The organism is Algoriphagus sp. PAP.12 (genome assembly GCF_026652115.1).
Lineage (GTDB): Bacteria > Bacteroidota > Bacteroidia > Cytophagales > Cyclobacteriaceae > Algoriphagus.
This window is the reverse complement of the sequence record NZ_JAPPSQ010000008.1, coordinates 26,408-43,980: the sequence shown is the minus strand read 5'-3', so window position 1 is coordinate 43,980 and position 17,573 is coordinate 26,408. Positions and strand designations below refer to the sequence as shown.

The 17,573-nt window shown below is 40.1% G+C and carries 17 protein-coding genes and 4 tRNA genes; 8 read left to right on the top strand and 13 right to left on the bottom strand.

Going from position 1 to position 17,573, the window contains the following annotated elements:
- Positions 1-104: 104 nt before the first annotated feature.
- A complete protein-coding gene (locus tag O0V13_RS11240; RefSeq protein ID WP_268035059.1) occupies positions 105-977 on the bottom strand; it encodes a S1 family peptidase in 873 nt (290 codons plus the stop codon).
- A 244-nt stretch (positions 978-1,221) separates the two neighbouring features.
- Here O0V13_RS11240 and gap point away from each other — a divergent pair, with 244 nt between their 5' ends.
- Both gap and O0V13_RS11230 read left to right on the top strand, forming a co-directional pair.
- Complete coding sequence (gene gap, locus O0V13_RS11235; RefSeq protein WP_268035058.1) at positions 1,222-2,226, top strand: type I glyceraldehyde-3-phosphate dehydrogenase; 1,005 nt, start codon at positions 1,222-1,224, stop codon at positions 2,224-2,226.
- An 88-nt stretch (positions 2,227-2,314) separates the two neighbouring features.
- Positions 2,315-2,935: an LON peptidase substrate-binding domain-containing protein gene (locus O0V13_RS11230; RefSeq protein WP_268035057.1), complete on the top strand. Its 621-nt coding sequence runs from the start codon at positions 2,315-2,317 to the stop codon at positions 2,933-2,935.
- Here O0V13_RS11230 and O0V13_RS11225 read toward each other — a convergent pair.
- From O0V13_RS11225 to O0V13_RS11200, 6 genes are all read right to left on the bottom strand, one after another.
- Positions 2,925-4,697, bottom strand: coding sequence for a M1 family aminopeptidase (locus O0V13_RS11225; RefSeq protein WP_268035204.1), 1,773 nt, complete (start codon positions 4,695-4,697; stop codon positions 2,925-2,927). The two genes, O0V13_RS11230 and O0V13_RS11225, sit on opposite strands and share 11 nt — an antisense overlap.
- Entirely contained in the window at positions 4,698-5,486 is a 789-nt protein-coding gene (locus O0V13_RS11220) for a hypothetical protein (RefSeq protein ID WP_268035056.1), read from the bottom strand. It abuts the gene before it with no gap.
- A 194-nt stretch (positions 5,487-5,680) separates the two neighbouring features.
- Positions 5,681-5,753 (bottom strand) — tRNA-Lys (locus tag O0V13_RS11215).
- A 36-nt stretch (positions 5,754-5,789) separates the two neighbouring features.
- Positions 5,790-5,863, bottom strand: a tRNA-Arg gene (locus O0V13_RS11210).
- 13 nt (positions 5,864-5,876) lie between these two features.
- Positions 5,877-5,950: transfer RNA gene (locus tag O0V13_RS11205), tRNA-Pro, on the bottom strand.
- A gap of 53 nt (positions 5,951-6,003) precedes the next feature.
- Positions 6,004-6,076 (bottom strand) — tRNA-Lys (locus O0V13_RS11200).
- A gap of 331 nt (positions 6,077-6,407) precedes the next feature.
- Here O0V13_RS11200 and O0V13_RS11195 point away from each other — a divergent pair.
- The gene (locus tag O0V13_RS11195; RefSeq protein WP_268035055.1) at positions 6,408-6,932 is read left to right on the top strand and encodes an SH3 domain-containing protein; all 525 of its coding nucleotides are present in this window, start codon (positions 6,408-6,410) and stop codon (positions 6,930-6,932) included.
- 36 nt (positions 6,933-6,968) lie between these two features.
- Here O0V13_RS11195 and O0V13_RS11190 read toward each other — a convergent pair whose 3' ends face one another.
- Genes O0V13_RS11190 through O0V13_RS11175 form a run of 4 tightly spaced genes read right to left on the bottom strand, consistent with a single transcriptional unit; the run spans position 6,969 to position 10,400 of the window.
- Complete coding sequence (locus O0V13_RS11190) at positions 6,969-7,664, bottom strand: 3-keto-disaccharide hydrolase (RefSeq protein ID WP_268035054.1); 696 nt, start codon at positions 7,662-7,664, stop codon at positions 6,969-6,971.
- A gap of 28 nt (positions 7,665-7,692) precedes the next feature.
- Positions 7,693-8,124, bottom strand: a complete 432-nt coding sequence (locus O0V13_RS11185; protein WP_268035053.1) for a c-type cytochrome — start codon at positions 8,122-8,124, stop codon at positions 7,693-7,695.
- 26 nt (positions 8,125-8,150) lie between these two features.
- The gene (locus O0V13_RS11180; protein WP_073570908.1) at positions 8,151-9,203 is read right to left on the bottom strand and encodes a sugar phosphate isomerase/epimerase family protein; all 1,053 of its coding nucleotides are present in this window, start codon (positions 9,201-9,203) and stop codon (positions 8,151-8,153) included.
- A gap of 27 nt (positions 9,204-9,230) precedes the next feature.
- Positions 9,231-10,400 (bottom strand): Gfo/Idh/MocA family protein, encoded by a 1,170-nt coding sequence (locus O0V13_RS11175; RefSeq protein ID WP_268035052.1) that lies wholly within the window; start codon positions 10,398-10,400, stop codon positions 9,231-9,233.
- Between the two features lie 242 nt (positions 10,401-10,642).
- Between O0V13_RS11175 and O0V13_RS11170 the strand changes: the two genes are divergently transcribed.
- The 5 genes from O0V13_RS11170 (at position 10,643) to O0V13_RS11150 (ending at position 15,996) form a co-directional block, all read left to right on the top strand.
- A complete protein-coding gene (locus O0V13_RS11170) occupies positions 10,643-11,863 on the top strand; it encodes a nucleoside permease (protein WP_268035051.1) in 1,221 nt (406 codons plus the stop codon).
- Positions 11,864-11,874: 11 nt separating this feature from the next.
- Positions 11,875-12,756 carry a hydroxypyruvate isomerase family protein gene (locus O0V13_RS11165; protein ID WP_442780922.1) on the top strand — a complete coding sequence of 294 codons (882 nt, stop codon included), beginning with the start codon at positions 11,875-11,877 and terminating at the stop codon, positions 12,754-12,756.
- A gap of 27 nt (positions 12,757-12,783) precedes the next feature.
- Positions 12,784-14,463 (top strand): GMC oxidoreductase, encoded by a 1,680-nt coding sequence (locus O0V13_RS11160; protein ID WP_268035050.1) that lies wholly within the window; start codon positions 12,784-12,786, stop codon positions 14,461-14,463.
- 18 nt (positions 14,464-14,481) lie between these two features.
- A complete protein-coding gene (locus O0V13_RS11155) occupies positions 14,482-15,039 on the top strand; it encodes a gluconate 2-dehydrogenase subunit 3 family protein (RefSeq protein ID WP_073570903.1) in 558 nt (185 codons plus the stop codon).
- A gap of 84 nt (positions 15,040-15,123) precedes the next feature.
- Complete coding sequence (locus O0V13_RS11150) at positions 15,124-15,996, top strand: sugar phosphate isomerase/epimerase family protein (protein ID WP_268035049.1); 873 nt, start codon at positions 15,124-15,126, stop codon at positions 15,994-15,996.
- Here the strand turns inward: O0V13_RS11150 and O0V13_RS11145 are convergent.
- Complete coding sequence (locus O0V13_RS11145) at positions 15,993-16,643, bottom strand: MCP four helix bundle domain-containing protein (RefSeq protein WP_268035048.1); 651 nt, start codon at positions 16,641-16,643, stop codon at positions 15,993-15,995. The two genes, O0V13_RS11150 and O0V13_RS11145, sit on opposite strands and share 4 nt — an antisense overlap.
- 72 nt (positions 16,644-16,715) lie before the next feature.
- Positions 16,716-17,513, bottom strand: coding sequence for a glycoside hydrolase family 16 protein (locus O0V13_RS11140; protein ID WP_268035047.1), 798 nt, complete (start codon positions 17,511-17,513; stop codon positions 16,716-16,718).
- Positions 17,514-17,573: the final 60 nt, after the last annotated feature.

Below are 17,573 nucleotides of genomic sequence, written 5' to 3'. Positions count from 1 at the left end.
TTCATTTCTTAGAGGAATCCGACTTTTGAAAACTTTTTGAAAGTAAATCAAAAGAGTATTTTTCAACGGATCGTTTTTCAGGGGTGATTAGGGATCCGTTTTTTTTATGCCTTTTCGTATTTCACTTGGTGCTGATCCAGAAACTCTTTGATGACGTTGACATGGATACATTCTCCCAAATGGATAAAAGCGTAGTCGTTGATTTTTTTGCTTTTGCCATGGGCTACAATTTCCTTTTCCTCAATATCAAATCCTAAATGAAGATGCTTTGTTCGGCTTTGCATGCCGATAATTCTACCTTCTGTATCAAATAGGGGACCGCCACTTTGCCCTCTCAATCCGGGAGTACTCATTTCTATTCCATAAACTTTTCCTTCTTTTCCTCCCAAAAATCGAGTCACCATTCCTTCGATTGGGAATCTAGGTGATCTGGCAGCTCCTTCTTGGGTCCATTCAAGCACTCGTTTTTCTGGATTGAATTTGAAATTTGAAAATTCCGGAAAAGGAAATCCTAATCTGCAAAGCATAGAGCCAGGTTGAACAGCCTGATCATTTTCAAGAAATTTGGGAGTGGTATTGATCAAAAGCTTGTCAAAACCTGCAAACTGAATTAATGCTAGATCATAATCGGGATGAGAAATGAATTTGAGATTGCTCATTTTATCTATACAATCGACGAATGTGATTCGCATTTCGGCGGTGCTTTGAGGACTAAGACCTAAAGATTTGGCTAGGTTGTTCTGCTGTTTTCCATTCAAGTCTTGACTTTGCTGTTGAAAAGAAGTTAGACGTTGATTGATTTTTTCAGCTTGAGCTATCCATTGGGCCACATGTTTACAAGTCAGCGCCCAGCCATCCTGATTGATGAAAAAAAGTGTAGCAGAGCCCCTTTGAATCTGGTTGCTTCCAAAACTCCTTGAAATAGAATGAACTGCGCGGGTAAAACCTGAAACTTCTTGGATTGCGTTTACAAACATTTTTGGTCAATTGATTTCTTTGAAAATAACCAAAAGGCTAAGAATACATGTGAATTTCAAAATTTTAAGTTTTTTTTAATTTTCGAAATCGATTGTATCACCCAAGTATTGTCAAAGCCTATTTTGGGGTTTTGGCTAGCGGAAAAATTGTAATAACTTAGCCGGACCCAAAGATTTTTGGCCGAAAGAGGCCGACTGGGGAAAGTTTTTAGATCCAAACCTATATACAATAATCAAAATAATTATGAGCAAGATTAAAGTTGGAATCAACGGATTCGGAAGAATCGGACGCTTGGCCTTTAGAGTGGCTCAAGAGCGCGAAGATATTCAGGTAGTAGGAATCAATGACCTGATTGATGTAGAATACATGGCCTACATGCTGAAATATGATTCCACTCACGGTCAATTCAAAGGGACTGTGGAAGTGAAAGACGGACAATTGGTGGTTAACGGAAATGCTATCCGAGTGACTTCAGAAAAAAGTCCTGCAAACCTTAACTGGGGTGCAATTGGCGCTGAGTATGTAATCGAATCAACTGGTATTTTCTTGACTAAGGAAACTGCTCAAGGACACATCGATGCTGGTGCTAAGAAAGTAATCATGTCTGCGCCTTCTAAGGATGATACTCCTATGTTTGTAATGGGTGTGAACGAAGATACTTATACTGATGACATGGTGTTCGTTTCAAACGCTTCTTGTACTACCAACTGTTTAGCACCTATCGCTAAGGTGTTGAATGACAACTGGGGTATCGAAGAAGGTTTGATGACTACTGTTCACGCTACTACAGCTACTCAGAAAACCGTTGACGGTCCTTCTGCTAAAGACTGGAGAGGTGGACGTGGTGCTGGTCAAAACATCATCCCATCTTCTACTGGTGCAGCTAAAGCTGTAGGAAAAGTTATTCCTGAGTTGAATGGTAAATTGACTGGTATGGCGTTCCGAGTTCCTACTCCGGACGTATCTGTTGTTGACTTGACTGTAAGATTGAAGAAAGGTGCTACTTACGAAGAGATCTGTGCTAAAATGAAGGAAGTTTCTGAGACTTCTATGCAAGGTATCTTGGGTTACACTGAAGATGCAGTAGTTTCTAATGATTTCGTAGGAGATGCTAGAACTTCTATCTTCGATGCAGGAGCTGGGATTCAGCTATCTGATACTTTCGTGAAAGTTGTATCTTGGTATGACAACGAGTGGGGTTACTCCAACAAAGTTGTTGACCTTTTGACTTACATAGCTAAGAAATAAGAATTAAGCCCCGCCAGTCGGGGCTTTTTTTATGACTAAAAACTAATGGATGAAATGTTTCGTTTTCAATAGGGTGTAAAGTATCACTATGTATCTTCCATTATTTCCATTAAAACTAGTTGCGTTTCCAGGAGAAGATCTCAATCTCCATATTTTCGAACCTCGGTATAGAGAACTTTTAAAAGATGTTGAAGGTGAAAATCTCTCTTTTGGGATTTGTCCTTATCTAGGAAAAATACCGGAGTATGGTACAGAAGTGGTTTTGGATCAGGTCTACAAGCGTTATGAGGATGGAAGGCTGGATATCAAAACCAAAGGTGTTCGAGTTTTTAAATTGAAGTCTTTTGACAACCCTTCTCCAGGAAAATTGTATGCCGGTGGAGAGGTTGAGTTTTTAACAAATATTCCAGTGGTCTCTGAGGTTCAGAATTATGAGTTTATTTTTTACCTCAAAGAGATCTTGTACCTTCTGAATTATCCATCTGAAATCAATACTAAAACGGTGCAGTCCTTTACCTATGCCCACAAAGTGGGATTAAAGATTGAAGAGGAATTAGAACTATTGAAAATCCCAGAGGAGTCCAAAAGGATGGAATATTTGATTTCTTATTTCAAAAGAATGATTCCTGCAATCAAAGCTGTCGAAAGGGCCAAAGAAAAGATTAAGCAAAATGGGCACTTCAAGCACCTTGATCCACTTAATTTTTAATGATACCCTGGACCCTTCTCAAATTGTCACTGGCTTGAAGGATTTTGTTTCTAAGGTTTTTATCAAGATCAGGGTGGCTTTCCAGATAGCTTTGGACTTCATTCCAAGCTCGTGGATCTTGGTACTGACCGAAAGTAGAGACAGCCCATCTTTTTGGGAAAAAGATATCTCCTGTCAATTGAATTTCCTGGATCAAATCTAAGGCTAGAGGTACATGCTTGATACTCTCAGCTTGCCTCAGTGGATGATTGATGTAGTCACAGGCTGTCAATACCCAGGATTCTTTTTCACGGTTTTTAGCATCTTTGAATGACACAAAAAGAGAGTCTCGAACGGATGCGTCTTGAGATAGGGCAGGTACTAGAAAATCAAATCTTTTGATCTTATCTGGATTTTCAAGTTTTTCTCTTTCCTTTTTAAGAATGGATTCAGAGTCTGGATGTCCGAAAACTGCTAGCTTCATTGCAAGGTTGGTGAAATCATCTTGATTGAGTTTCAGGTTTGGAATGGTCAATTGTGAGCTCCAGATTTGATGTAGTTTCTTAATACCTGTCGAGTTGTAAGCAATTCCAGAATAAAGTGAATATAAGCCTTTTTTGATATTGGAGGGTTTGGTAGTTTGAAGCTGATTCCAGATTGATTTTTCTAAGTTCGGAAGAAATTCATCTCTTTGATCCTCATCCAAGAAGTCCCAGAAAATAGAAGAGGTATAACCTGATATTAATCGGAAAAGAATTTCATTCTCTTCACTTTCCAATGCCAGAAGAAAACTTTGAAGTGCTTTTTCAGGGCTTAGTTTACCGACTAAGGTGTTTTCATAAATATTGATGAAAGTTTGTGCCCTCCCTACCTCTGCTTCAAATTGAGTGAGTTTGGCAATGCTTTCTTCATGAACTGGGAAAACCCCATAACCCATTCCATTGCTGTTATACAGGACGGCTTCTGGCTGATCCAGTCCTTCTACTTCAGCAATTTGAAGCGTCTTGTCCTGAATGTTTATTGCAAAAGACTTTGTTTCTTCAGGATAAATGAATGTGATTTCGAATAGTTGAGGCCAAATTTTAGCTGTTCCATCTTCAGCGGTTTGCTTGATGGAAAACTCGGTAATTTTACCATTTTCATCTACTTGAAGATTCTCTTCGAAAATGGGTCTGCTGGATTGATTGACCCAGACTTCGCTCCATTTGACAAGGTCTATGTCACTTTGTTTGTCCAGTCTGGTCACCAAGTCATTCCAATCGGCATTGGAGTTGGCAAAATCCCTTATATACTCTTGAATGCCTTTTTGAAAAGCTGTTTCACCTATCGTAGCCTCCAGCTGTCTCATCATGATAGGTGCTTTGCTGTAGATAATATTTCCATAGAGAGAGCCTGCATTTTTCAAATTACCCAATTCCTGACGGATAGGGTTGGTGCCCCAAGTTCTGTCCTCTGCGTAAGCTGAAGGGTAATTGCTGGTCAAAAAGAGTAAATCATGATTGATGTTCGGGAAGTTTGGGTTTACAATTTTTCCTGCCATGAAATTGGCGAATACCTCTTTCATCCAGACGTCATTGAACCATCTCATAGTGACTAAGTCACCAAACCACATATGAGCAGTTTCATGTCCAATTAATTTCGCTCTACCCAGTAATTCTGATTCCGTTGCATTTTCATCATAGAAAAGAGCACTTTCTCGGTATTGGATAGCTCCTACATGCTCCATTCCTCCGTATTGAAAAATTGGGATCGTAGCAAAGTCGATTTTCTGAAATGGAAATATCTAGTCTGTATAGGCTTCTAAGAAATTGACTGCTTGCTGATGAAGCTTGAATTGCTCAAGGATACTTACTTCGATTTTATCGGCATTGGTTTCTCTGTAAAGAACTTTTTGAGGTAGTGTTTCGGTATTGATAGCCTCTTCAAATTCCCCCGCCACAAAAGAGAATAAATAGGTACTCATCAAGTCAGATTTTGCAAAGATGTGCTTGGTGAACCCTCCTTTATTTTCTTGGCTAATTTCTTGCCCTCCTGCAAGGACTTTCCAGTCTTCGGGAGTAGTTAAGGTCAGACTATAGTATGCTTTCAAATTTGGCTGGTCAAAACAAGGGAAAAGCGTACTTGCTCTATCAGGAACCAGTAGCGTGTAGAGAAAGTCTTGATTTCTATTGAGAGAAAGCTCACCCGCAAGGAATTCGATTTCGATATTGTTTCCACCTTCTTTTAGTAAATCTGTTGAAATGATGAGATGTTCTTGTTCATGACGGATTTCAGAATCTACTCCATTCACCTTTAAAGAAAGGAGATGTGAGCTCTTTTCATTGAAGTCCAGAATAAGAGGTTGATCAATCCTATTTAAGTTTAATTCCAAATTTAGATTGGAAGGTATTGGATCCTTTAGCTTTTCTGGAATAGAAAAGTCCAGTTGATAATGAATGTCGGAGATTTGTTCCTTCCTAAAGTCTGCGAGTTGAATCGATATGCCCGGGTCTAAAAAATGACTGTCATCGAATTTTTTTGAGCAGCCAAAAAGAGAAATGGCTAAGAACAAGAATAGGGTGGTTTTTCTCATGTGGAAAATTTGCGAAAAAGCAGGTGATTCCCAAATGAAAAATTAAGCAGTGGAGAAATGAAAAGTCTAAAAACAAAAAAAGCAGGTCCAATTGACCTGCTCTTCAAAATCCTTTCTGTGTAGAGCTGAAAAGATTCAATAAATGATTGACTCGTTTTTAAACCAAAAAAGCAAGCCCGAAGACTTGCTTTTTGTGATCCCGCTGGGGCTCGAACCCAGGACCCTAACATTAAAAGTGTTATGCTCTACCAGCTGAGCTACGGAATCAAAGAAAAAGCGGAACAGAATTCCGCTCGTAGAAAGTGATCCGCTTAGGATTCGAACCTAAGACCTACTGCTTAGAAGGCAGTTGCTCTATCCAGCTGAGCTAGCGGACCTGAATAAATAAAGTCGGGGTGGCAGGATTCGAACCTACGACCTCCACATCCCAAATGTGGCGCGATACCGGGCTACGCTACACCCCGATGACTTTAATTTTCGACTATCTTTTTTAACTCCTTGCAAGTTAAATTTTATGTGATCCCGCTGGGGCTCGAACCCAGGACCCTAACATTAAAAGTGTTATGCTCTACCAGCTGAGCTACGGAATCATTGAATTTGGAATTGACGTTTTTTAACGCTTCAACCTTAAATTTTATCTTTTCAAAGTGGCTCACTAACCTTGCTTTTTGTCAGATCATTGCCGTAATTGGACTGCAAATTTATGACTCTGTTTTCGAAATGCCAAACACCAAATCAAACTTTCTCACAAAACTTTTATTATTTTTTTCATTTGTTCTGCAAAGTATTCATTGTCAGGCAGATGTAAATGAGCTTCAAAAAGCAGATTCTTTGTTTGATCTGCGAAGTTATAAAGAAGCCATGGAAATTTATGCCCCCAACTACCAAAATGGCCTCTACTCACCGGCAATGTTGCTCAAAATGGCATTCATAGCTGAGGGGATGGGAGACAAAGAGCAGGCGACTTTATATCTCAGTAAATATTATGACCTGAATCCAAATGCTCAGACGATTTCCAAAATCAAAACGTTGACCGGTCAGGCAAATCTTTATGGATATGATGTAAGCGATGGTGGGAGATTCTTGTTATTTCTTGTGGAGTACAAAGAAATTATTGTAGGACTTCTTACTTTGTTTCTGATGATTTCTCTCATCTCCAATTGGTGGATGGGAAGGAAGATAGAAAAGTCAGCCTCCTATTGGCCAACAGTCTTGTTGATTGTAGTGATTTTTGTGGTTAATAACTTCCTTCAGGGGCCTAAAGCCGGTTTAATCACTCATAGCCCTGCATTCATCGTTTCCAAGCCTTCAGCGGGCGGAGAATTGATCGATCAGGTAGAACCGGGGCATCGCGTTAAGATTAAATCAGGAAAAGATATCTGGTATGAGATTGAATGGAAAAATAAACCTGCATTTATCAGGAAAGACAATATCACCAGACTCTAAAAAAAAAATGGTCCCGAAAATTCCGGGACCATTTTTTTATAATTTTTTCAAAAGGATATTTCTGAAGTGAACTTCATCTCCATGATCTTGGAGTCCGATTCTCCCCTTCTTGTAGGTTCCCCAACCTTCCATGTCTTTAAACTTGCTGTCAGCAATCATAGCTTCCCATTCTGGAGTCCACATGGTAGTTTCTACTACATTGACGCCGTTAAGAACAAGAGTTAGCTTTCCGTTGTCAGCAATGATCTCAGCTTGATTCCATCCGCCAGCAGGCTTTACTGTTTCTTCACTGCTAACGATTAGATCATACAAGTCACCTGCTCTATGGCTGATGATTTTGGCGTCTGGATGTCCATCATTGTCCAAAACTTGCATCTCAGGACCTGTCTGGTAAGTTCTTTGGATCTCAGGAGATTCGTGGATGAAAAAGATCAGTCCGCTATTTCCATTTTGAGAGATTTTCCACTCGTATTTCAAATGGAAATTGTCATACTCTTCATCAGTGACAATATCTCCTCCATCTTCGCCACTCGGGTCAAAGATCAATTCGCCATTTTCAGCTTTCCAGGATTTGCCAGGGGCTCCATCATTATACTTGTGCCATCCAGCAAGGCTTTCTCCATCGAAAAGTTTGATCCACTCTTCTTTTGGAGTTTCTTCTACAACGACCTCTTCAACGGTAGTCTCTTCTGTTTTTTGACCAGAACAGCCGATCATAAGACCGGCTGCCATAGTCATTATCCAATAATTTTTTTTCATCTTATTTCTTCAAAAGAAGCACGTAAGCAACCATGTCTTTCGCATCATCCAAGCTCAAGCCTGGATGTGGAGTCATTGGAACTTCACCCCAAACGCCAACTCCACCTTCGATTACTTTAGTGGCAAGCTTAGTGATGTTTTCGTCTGTAGATTCATATTTAGCTGCAACATCAGCATAAGATGGTCCAACAATCTTGCGCTCTACCATATGGCAAGACATACAGTCAGATCCTTTGATTTTTTCCAATCCTTTGATATAGATTGGATCGTCTTTGTACTTGTCTTCCAAGCTGATTTCTTGAGCTGGAGCAGGCGCTGCTGCTACTGGCTCAGGAGTACTGGTGGTTTCTGCGGATTTTTCACCACCGCCACAAGCAAAAGCCAATCCGGCCAATGCAACCAATCCAAGATTTAATGGTTTTGTAATTTTCATGTTAAACTGATTAATAAAAGGTTTTCTTAAATTCCTAAAATCTTTTTGTTGAATTCCTCGTCAGCGCCGACGCCAGCGAAGTCATCAAATGCTTTTTCCGTTACACGGATAATATGTGAATCGATAAATGGAGCGCCTTCTGCAGCTCCTTGTTCAGGATGCTTGATGGCACATTCCCATTCCAAGACTGCCCAACCATCGTAATCGTACTGCGAAAGTTTGCTAAAAATTCCGCTAAAATCAACTTGTCCGTCTCCTAATGATCTAAATCTACCTGCACGCTCTACCCATCCTTGGAATCCACCGTAAACTCCCTGTTTTCCAGTAGGGTTGAATTCTGCATCCTTAACGTGGAACATTTTGATTCTATCGTGGTAGAAATCAATGAATTGCAAGTAGTCAAGACATTGAAGCACAAAGTGGCTTGGATCGTAAAGGATATTCGCTCTTTTGTGATTGTTTACTTTTTCAAGGAACATTTCAAAAGTAACTCCATCGTGAAGATCTTCTCCTGGGTGAAGCTCATAACAAACGTCAATTCCGTATTGGTCGAACTCATCTAGGATAGGAGTCCATCTTTTTGCCAATTCAGTAAAGCCTGTCTCGACTAATCCAGCTGGTCTTTGAGGCCAAGGATAAACTGTGTGCCACATCAATGCTCCTGAGAAAGTAGCATGTGCTGTCAGTCCTAAATTTGAAGATGCTTTAGCTGCATATTTCAATTGCTGGGTAGCCCATTCGGTTTTTCCTTTCAGATCACCTTTTAGGTTTGCCGGAGCAAAACCATCGAATAATTCATTATAAGCAGGGTGAACCGCTACCAGCTGACCTTGAAGATGAGTGGAAAGTTCAGTGATCTGCATTCCTGTTTCAGCTACAATACCAGCGATTTCGTCTGCATAGGTTTTGCTTTCCGCAGCTTTTTGTAAATCAATTAATCTACCATCCCATGATGGAATCTGAACACCTTTATAACCTAAATCGGCCATGTATTCACAGATGTTCTTAAGGTTATTGAAAGGAGCCACATCGTCGGCAAACTGTGCTAAGAATATGGCAGGTCCTTTAATCGTCTTCATACTAAAAGGTTATTTATTGGTTTGATTTTATTTTTCTACAATGAACGGAGTCCATTTTTGATCGGATTCGGTGCTTTTTAACACGTGGTCGATAAATGCCATTCCACGAATACCATCTTCAATTCCTGGATAATCCTCCCATTCAGGTTTTGGCGTTTCGCCAGCTCTTTCAGCATAGATACAGCGCGCAAAATTTCTGTACAAGTTAGCAAATGCCTCAATATATCCCTCAGGATGGCCCGCAGGAGTTCTGGTATTTTCATTGGCTAAAGAACCAAGGTAGCCTGTTCCTGCTCTATAAATCTGAGCTGGCTGATTTGGATAACGCACTGTCAAGGAGTTATTGTCCTCTTGTTGCCATTCAATTCCACCTTTATCTCCAAAAATTCGGATACGAAGATTGTTTTCAAGTCCAGTGTCTGTTTGAGAAGCCATCAGAATTCCCGTAGCTCCATTGTCAAAATTCATCAAGACAACTCCGTCATCATCAATGGGTCTTCCTTCTACTTTGATATGAAGATCAGCGCAAAGTTTTTCCATTTTCAATCCTGAGACATATTCAGAAAGATGGAAAGCATGCGTTCCAATATCGCCCATACAGCCTGCTAGGCCGTTGATTTTAGGGTCGGTTCTCCAAGCAGCTTGTTTATTGTTTTCATTTTCCAAAAGCTTGTAAAGCCAGCCTTGAGGATACTCCACATAGATTTTCCAAACTTTTCCGATTTTCCCTTCAGCGATCATTTGCTTGGCTTGCTTGATCATCGGGTATCCAGAATAGGTATGGGTCAATAAGAATCTTTTATTACTCGCTTTTACGATGTGGTAAAGGTCTTTGGCTTCTTGATAATTTAGGGTAAGGGGTTTATCCAAAGCCACATGAAAACCAGCTTTTAGGGCTTTCACTGTTGGATCAAAATGTAAATTGTTTGGAGTAACAATCACCACCACGTCAATACGTACATCCTCCGGAAGCTCCAGCTCTTTTTCAAACATTTCGTCGTAGCTGGCATATACTCTGGAAGGATCCAGCATCAATTCTTCGCCTCTGATTTTTGATTTTTCAGGATTGGAAGAAAAAGCACCTGCAGCTAGCTCGAAAAGGCCATCCATCAAAGCGCCATTTAGGTGGATTGCTCCAATAAAAGAACCTGGCCCTCCACCGACTAATCCGATTTTGAGTTTCTTGGTTTTTGACATAGGTCAGTATGTAAATTTCTGGTTTTTTGTTTAGTGAAATAATTGATTCTGAATCAAAAAAACCTCTGAACTTAGATTGACTCAGAGCATAAGTTGACCAATTGTTCCATCCAGTTATGAATGGTGTTGAGAAAACTTTTAGCTACCTTATTTTCAATTGTCAAAGGATGAGCTTAAAATAAGGCAAAAAGACCGAATTCTAAACTATCCAATTCATTCACCAATTGAAAGCCTAAGATTTTATGAAGCTAAACATCCGAGTCCGCTTATCCACGATGATGTTTTTGGAGTTTTTTGTATGGAGTGCTTGGTATGTGACGATGGGAACTTATTTAGGTGCAAACCTAGGAGCCACCGATCAGGAAATTTCGCTTGCTTTTACAACCCAATCCATTGGTGCGATCATAGCTCCCTTTCTTGTAGGGCTTATTGCTGATAGATATTTTCCGGCACAACGAATTTTAGGGGTTATCCATTTGATTGGAGCTTGGTTGATGTACCAATTGTATCAAAGTGAGGATTTCGCTGCGTTCTTTCCGTTGATATTAGGGTATATGATTTTGTTTATGCCGACTCTGGCTTTGGTCAATTCAATTTCCTTTAATCAGATGAATAACCCTGAAAAGGAATTCTCCGTGGTTCGTGTTTGGGGAACGATCGGCTGGATCGCAGCAGGTTTTTTGATCAGTGCATTTGCTTGGGATAGCAAGGAAGGATTGGAATCTGGGATGTTGAAAAACACCTGGCTGATGGCGTCCTACTTATCATTGGCTTTGGGGATATTTAGTATGACACTCCCCAATACACCACCAAAAGCAGGGAGAGCTGATAAATTTAAATTGTCTGAAGCCATCGGGCTAGATGCTTTGTCTTTATTGAAAGATAAAAACTTTGCTATTTTCTTCCTGAGCTCGATTTTGATCTGTATTCCTTTGGCTTTTTATTATCAGAACGCAAGTCCTTTTTTAACCGAAATCGGCGTTGAAAATTCTACTGGAAAGATGGCGATTGGTCAGATGTCAGAAGTGTTATTCATGTTGGCTTTGCCTATTTTCTTTTCCCGATTTGGAGTCAAAAAAACATTGATTGTTGCTATGCTTGCTTGGGCAATTAGGTATTTGTTTTTTGCTTTGGGAGATGCAGGAAGCGGAGTTTGGCTTCTGTTATTAGGGATTGCCTTACATGGAGTGTGCTATGATTTTTTCTTTGTGACAGGTCAGATATACACAGATGCCCACGCTGGAGAAAAATATAAGTCCTCCGCTCAGGGATTGATAACCTTGGCAACCTATGGAGTTGGGATGTTGATAGGCTTCTGGATTGCAGGAATGATTTCAGATTTTTACTCAGATATGCAAGGGAATCACCAATGGAAATCTATTTGGTTAATTCCTTCTGGTATTTCCGTTTTGGTTTTACTATTTTTCATGACTCTTTTCAGAGATGAGAAAATTAAACATTAAAGTGATCCCAAATGACCAAACCTATTAATCAAGGAAGAAGAGAAAGCTTCAAGAAAGTTTTGTTGGGTGGAGCGGCTATCGGAAGCATGTCTTCATTTGAAATGAAAGAAGAAAAACAACCCTATAAATTGAAAGGAAATATCAACCATGGAGTTTGCCATTGGTCGATGAATCCCCTCACCATCGAAGAACTCTGCATAGGAGTGAAGGAAATTGGATTTAATGCAATAGATCTGATTGGGCCGGATAATTGGCATATCCTACAGAAGCATGGGGTAGATTGCTCTATGTGTAACGGTGCTGAACTAGGAATTCCAGATGGCTGGAATGATCCTAACAATCACTCAGAATTGATCAAAAGATATGAGGAAGTGATTCCACTTGTAGCTAAAAATGGTTACAAGAACTTGATTTGTTTTTCTGGAAATAGAAGAGGAATGGATGATGAAGTAGGAATGAAAAACTGTGCTGAGGGTTTGAAGAAGATTCTTCCTTTGGCAGAAAAGCATGGAGTGATCATCCAAATGGAGCTTTTGAATAGCAAAGTAAATCACAAAGACTATATGTGTGATAAGTCTCCTTGGGGAGTCGAGTTATGCAAAATGATTGGAAGTGAGAACTTCAAATTATTGTTTGATATCTATCACATGCAGATTGATGAAGGCGATATTATCCGCTCGATTCAGAATAATCACCAATACTTCGGACATTATCATACTGCAGGAAATCCAGGGAGGAATGAGCTGGATGAAAATCAGGAAATTTATTATCCAGCAATCATGAAAGCGATTGTAGATTCAGGTTTCAAAGGATATGTCTCTCATGAATTCATTCCAAAATCAAAAGATAAACTTGCTGCTTTAGCACAAGCAGTTCAAGTATGCGACGTTTAAATTACTAATAACCTTAAATACCAAATTATGGCTAATGAATCGTATGATGCAATTGTAGTTGGATCAGGGATCAGTGGAGGATGGGCCGCAAAAGAGCTGACAGAAAAAGGATTAAAAGTCCTTTTGCTTGAAAGAGGACCGGATGTGGAGCACATCAAAGACTACAAATCTGCCACATTACCACCTTGGGAAATTCCTCACAGAGGAAGAAGAACCCAAGAAATGCTAGAAAATCACCCGAATTTACGTAGAGATTATGTGTTGGATGAGCGAAATCTAGACTGGTGGGCTCATGAAGATGATTCTCCTTATGTGGAAGAAAAACCATTTACTTGGTTCCGTGGATACCAAGTTGGAGGTAGATCTCTTCTTTGGGGTAGACAGTCCTATAGATGGGCTGATGTAGATTTTGAGGCAAATGGAAAAGAAGGAATTGCTGTAGATTGGCCAATCAGATACAAGGACATTGCACCTTGGTATTCTTATGTTGAAAAATTTGCAGGGATTTCGGGAAATAAAGATGGGCTACCAATTCTTCCAGATGGGGAGTTTATGCCTCCGATGCCGATGAACTGTGTGGAGACCGATGCAGTCCAGAAAATCAAGGACCATTATAAAGGTGCAAGAAACTGGATTATGGGTCGTCCTGCAAATATTACCCAGCCTTTGCCGGGTCGCCCAGGCTGTCAATATAGAAGTAAATGTTCTTTGGGTTGTCCATTCGGAGGATACTTTAGTACACAAGCTTCGACTTTGCCAGCTGCAAAAGCTACAGGTAATTTGACCTTGAGACCTTGGTCAATTGTGAGAAGATTGATTTATGACAAAGACACTCAAAAAGCAACTGGAGTTGAGGTAGTAGATGCTGAAACAAATCAGACTATTGAGTACGATGCTAAAATCATCTTCCTTTGTGCATCAGCATTTAACTCAACTGCTATCTTGATGCGTACTGCCACTGATATTTGGCCAGGAGGTTTGGGCTCTAGTTCAGGTGAATTGGGTCACAACGTAATGGATCACCATTTCCGTTTGGGAGCTGGAGGTACTGTGGAAGGCTACGATGATAAGTATTATTTCGGTAGAAGACCTACTGGACTTTACATCCCGAGATTTAGAAACCTAAATGGTGAAAAGAGAGATTATGTCAGAGGCTTTGGATACCAAGGTGGTGCAAGTAGAAGTGGCTGGACGCGTGATGTTGCTGAATTGAACTTCGGAGCACCTATGAAAAATGCTTTGACTAAACCAGGGCCTTGGAGTATTGGATTCACGGCATTTGGAGAAATTCTTCCTTATCACGAAAATACCATCAAGCTAAGCGATACCGTAAAAGATAAATGGGGTATGGAAGCTTTGGTGATGAATGCTGAAATCAAGGAGAATGAAATCAAAATGAGAAAAGACATGATGGCTGATGCAGCCGAAATGTTGGAAATCGCCGGTGTGAAAAACATCAATACCTATGATAATGGCTATACATTCGGCCAAGGTATTCATGAAATGGGTACAGCAAGAATGGGTAGAGATCCCAAAACTTCTGTTTTGAATGGAAACAACCAGGTGTGGGAAGCTAAAAACGTGTTTGTAACAGATGGGGCATGTATGACCTCTGCTGCTGCGCAAAACCCATCACTTACCTATATGGCGCTTACAGCAAGAGCTGCAAACTTTGCAGTGGAAGAGTTGAAAAAGCGTAATCTCTAATCTAAAAAAGAAAAAGCTATGACTATGAATAGAAGAGACGCATTGAAAAGTGTAGTCCTAATGATGGGAGGAACCATGGTAGGTGCTACAGCTATCCTGACAGGTTGTGCTCCGGATAAGCAAATCGAGGGGTTAAACTTTAGTCCTGAAGATATTGCTTTCATGGATTTGCTTGGAGATACCATTATTCCTGAAACTGATACTCCAGGTGCAGCTGCGGTGGGTATCGGTTCCTTTATGGTAATGATGGTGAAAGATACTTATGACGCCGATGCTCAAAAGACATTTGTGGATGGTTTGAATAAAATCCGAAAGGAATTCAAGCAGGAGAATGGTGAAGAGTTTGAGGCTGCTTCCCATGAAGTTCGTTTAGATTATCTGAACGGTCTTTATGAACAGTTTAAGAGCTCTGGAAGAACTGAGCCAGCTATCATAAATATGTTGAGAGATTTGACTGTATTAGGTTACTTTACTTCTGAAATCGGAGCTACTCAAGCTTTGAATTATGTAGAAGTTCCAGGCAGATACGATGGATGCATCGATTTGAAGCCGGGTGACAAGACATACGCAATATAATTTTAACCTATAAATACAAAGCCTGCTCCAATGGGGCAGGCTTTTTCGATTATGAACAAACCTAGTAGAAGAAAATTTATCCAAATGGGCTCTTTAATGGGCCTGGGAGCTGCTTTGATGCCAATGCAGTTTTGCTCCCCAGCTAAGAAAGAGGGCGAAACCATTGTAACAGATCCTGAGACTGTAGCCCAAACTTTGAAAGCGTTTGGTATTCAGCTTTACTCTGTAAAAGATCAAATGGCTGAAAATCCTCAAGAAACTATGAAAGCATTGGCTTCTTATGGATATAAGCAATTTGAAGGTTTTGATGGAGGAAAAGGGATCCTTTGGGGCATGGAAACGGCAGAATTTAAATCTTTGAATTCGGAGATTGGAGTAGATTTCGTTGCCACTCACTGTGATGTATTCAAAAACCTTGAAGCCCAAGCTGAACAGGCTGCCGAAGTTGGAATGAAATATTTGATCTGCCCATGGATTGGAGGTCAGGATTCTTTAGATAAATACAAAGCAATCGCTGAGCAATTCAATCAAATTGGAGAGACCCTAAAAGGCTACGGATTAAAGTTTGCTTACCATAACCATGACTATACTTTTGTAGATCAAGAAGGTCAATTGCCTCAAGATGTATTGATGGATAATACAGATCCTGCTTTAGTGGATTTCGAAATGGACATCTATTGGGTGTATGTAGCTGGGGTGGATCCAGAAGCCTACATGAAAAAATATCAAGATCGTTTCCGTCTATGCCATGTGAAGGATGCTGCAGCAGGGATTGAAAATCCGCACGAAAGAGGCGTTCTATTAGGTCAAGGAGAAATCCCATTCGCTAAGTTGATCAAGGAATCTCAAAGCTTGGGAATGGAATATTACATCGTGGAGCAAGAACAATTCGATGGCGTGACTCCTATGCAGGCAGCAGAGAAAAATGCCGCATACTTGAGCAAATTGGAATATTAAATCATCCCTTTTGTGTCTTCTGATTTTCTGAAGACCAATAGAAACATTACAATAATTAAGATAATCAGCAGAGCCACTTCAAATTGAGCCCAGATCTGAGATCTGTTAATCAAGACTTTGGCTTTGCTGATTAATTTTTCGCCTTCTTCTAGCTGAATATTGTTGAGGTTGTCCAAGTCTTTTCTCGCTAAAGAGATTTTTTGATCATATAATTTGACCTGATTGATATTCACTCCAGTCGAGTCACTGTATAGTAGATCATAGGATTTGATATTGAGGTCGTTTACAATGATCTTCTTGAACTCACCGAGATATTCTTCCTCCTTCGGGGTAAGTTTCGTTTTTTCGAAATCTTCTATGATTGTTAAAATCGCTGCCTCTTGACCTTGGATTTCATTTAGCACTTTGGAATAATCATAATCCAAGTTGCAGTGATCTACCAGTTTTTGGATCTGAAAAAGGCTCTCTGAAATCTCAAATATATAGCCGACAACAACCAGCCGGTCGTTGTAAACCTCCGTGAAAGTGGAGCTGATGCTTCTAAATGATTGACGCTCAATTAGGTTTTTGGCGTAGATCAATAGGAGCAATACGCTGATAATCAAAAGGGCTCGGATTTTTTTCTTTCTCAGTCTCGTGTCAGGCATATAATTAGTATTACTAACAAGCTATTTTACTTAGTATAGGAAATCTTCCAGAGATTCCCAAGGCAAAGATACTTAGTCTTCTTTAGAAGGAATCGCATCATATACCCTTACATAGTCTATTTCCATCTTTTGTGGCCAAATATCAGGGTCAACTCCTTTTTGACCACCCCAATTTCCACCAACAGCGATATTGAGGATTAAATGGAAAGGTTGATCAAAGGGCCATTCTTGATAACCCCCTCCTGTATTTCCAAAAGTGAAGTACTTTTCACCATCCAGATAAAAGTCGATCTTCTCCTCTGTCCAGTTGATAGCATAAACATGAAATTCATCATGAAAACTAGAGACCTGAATTTGCTTTCCTTTTTGAGTTCCCTTGACATGGTTGAAAGCCTCGGTATGAACAGTCCCATGAACTGTCCCCGGATCATAGCCGACATGTTCCATGATGTCGATTTCTCCATTTTTGGGCCAGCCACCGTATTTATTTTCTTCGGGAAGCATCCAGATGGCAGGCCAAGTTCCAATTCCTTCTGGAAGTTTGGCTTTTATTTCAAAATAACCATATTCCCATGAAGCCTTTCCACGGGTCAGCATTCTTGCAGATGTAAAGCCTTTTGGCTTAGAGTCGTCTTTCCTAGCTTCAATAATTAATATGCCATTTTCTATCCTGGCATTTTTCAGATCTTTTTCCGTGTAAAACTCCAACTCATTATTGCCCCAGCCAGAGTCGCCAACATCATAAGTCCACTTGGTTTGATCTGGAAGTCCATTCTTATCGAATTCATCTGACCAGATGAGTTTTTGGGAAAATGACTCAATCGAGAACAGAAGGCAAGGAAGTGCAAGAAAGGCAAAATGTCTTTTCATGGTATTTTGGGATTGTCATCTTAAGCTAGATTAATCTATTGCGAAAAGAAAATGTTTTTG

What these genes read in the sequence shown, in the direction of transcription:
- O0V13_RS11185 (WP_268035053.1), bottom strand. Translation starts at nt 8,124, where the DNA reads ATGAAAATTACAAAACCATTAAATCTTGGATTGGTTGCATTGGCCGGA.
- O0V13_RS11190 (WP_268035054.1), bottom strand. Translation starts at nt 7,664, where the DNA reads ATGGCAGCCGGTCTTATGATCGGCTGTTCTGGTCAAAAAACAGAAGAG.
- gap (WP_268035058.1), top strand. Translation starts at nt 1,222, where the DNA reads ATGAGCAAGATTAAAGTTGGAATCAACGGATTCGGAAGAATCGGACGC.
- O0V13_RS11145 (WP_268035048.1), bottom strand. Translation starts at nt 16,643, where the DNA reads ATGCCTGACACGAGACTGAGAAAGAAAAAAATCCGAGCCCTTTTGATT.
- O0V13_RS11160 (WP_268035050.1), top strand. Translation starts at nt 12,784, where the DNA reads ATGGCTAATGAATCGTATGATGCAATTGTAGTTGGATCAGGGATCAGT.
- O0V13_RS11150 (WP_268035049.1), top strand. Translation starts at nt 15,124, where the DNA reads ATGGGCTCTTTAATGGGCCTGGGAGCTGCTTTGATGCCAATGCAGTTT.
- O0V13_RS11220 (WP_268035056.1), bottom strand. Translation starts at nt 5,486, where the DNA reads ATGAGAAAAACCACCCTATTCTTGTTCTTAGCCATTTCTCTTTTTGGC.
- O0V13_RS11155 (WP_073570903.1), top strand. Translation starts at nt 14,482, where the DNA reads ATGACTATGAATAGAAGAGACGCATTGAAAAGTGTAGTCCTAATGATG.
- O0V13_RS11240 (WP_268035059.1), bottom strand. Translation starts at nt 977, where the DNA reads ATGTTTGTAAACGCAATCCAAGAAGTTTCAGGTTTTACCCGCGCAGTT.
- O0V13_RS11140 (WP_268035047.1), bottom strand. Translation starts at nt 17,513, where the DNA reads ATGAAAAGACATTTTGCCTTTCTTGCACTTCCTTGCCTTCTGTTCTCG.
- O0V13_RS11195 (WP_268035055.1), top strand. Translation starts at nt 6,408, where the DNA reads ATGGCATTCATAGCTGAGGGGATGGGAGACAAAGAGCAGGCGACTTTA.
- O0V13_RS11170 (WP_268035051.1), top strand. Translation starts at nt 10,643, where the DNA reads ATGAAGCTAAACATCCGAGTCCGCTTATCCACGATGATGTTTTTGGAG.
- O0V13_RS11230 (WP_268035057.1), top strand. Translation starts at nt 2,315, where the DNA reads ATGTATCTTCCATTATTTCCATTAAAACTAGTTGCGTTTCCAGGAGAA.
- O0V13_RS11175 (WP_268035052.1), bottom strand. Translation starts at nt 10,400, where the DNA reads ATGTCAAAAACCAAGAAACTCAAAATCGGATTAGTCGGTGGAGGGCCA.
- O0V13_RS11180 (WP_073570908.1), bottom strand. Translation starts at nt 9,203, where the DNA reads ATGAAGACGATTAAAGGACCTGCCATATTCTTAGCACAGTTTGCCGAC.
- O0V13_RS11165 (WP_442780922.1), top strand. Translation starts at nt 11,875, where the DNA reads ATGACCAAACCTATTAATCAAGGAAGAAGAGAAAGCTTCAAGAAAGTT.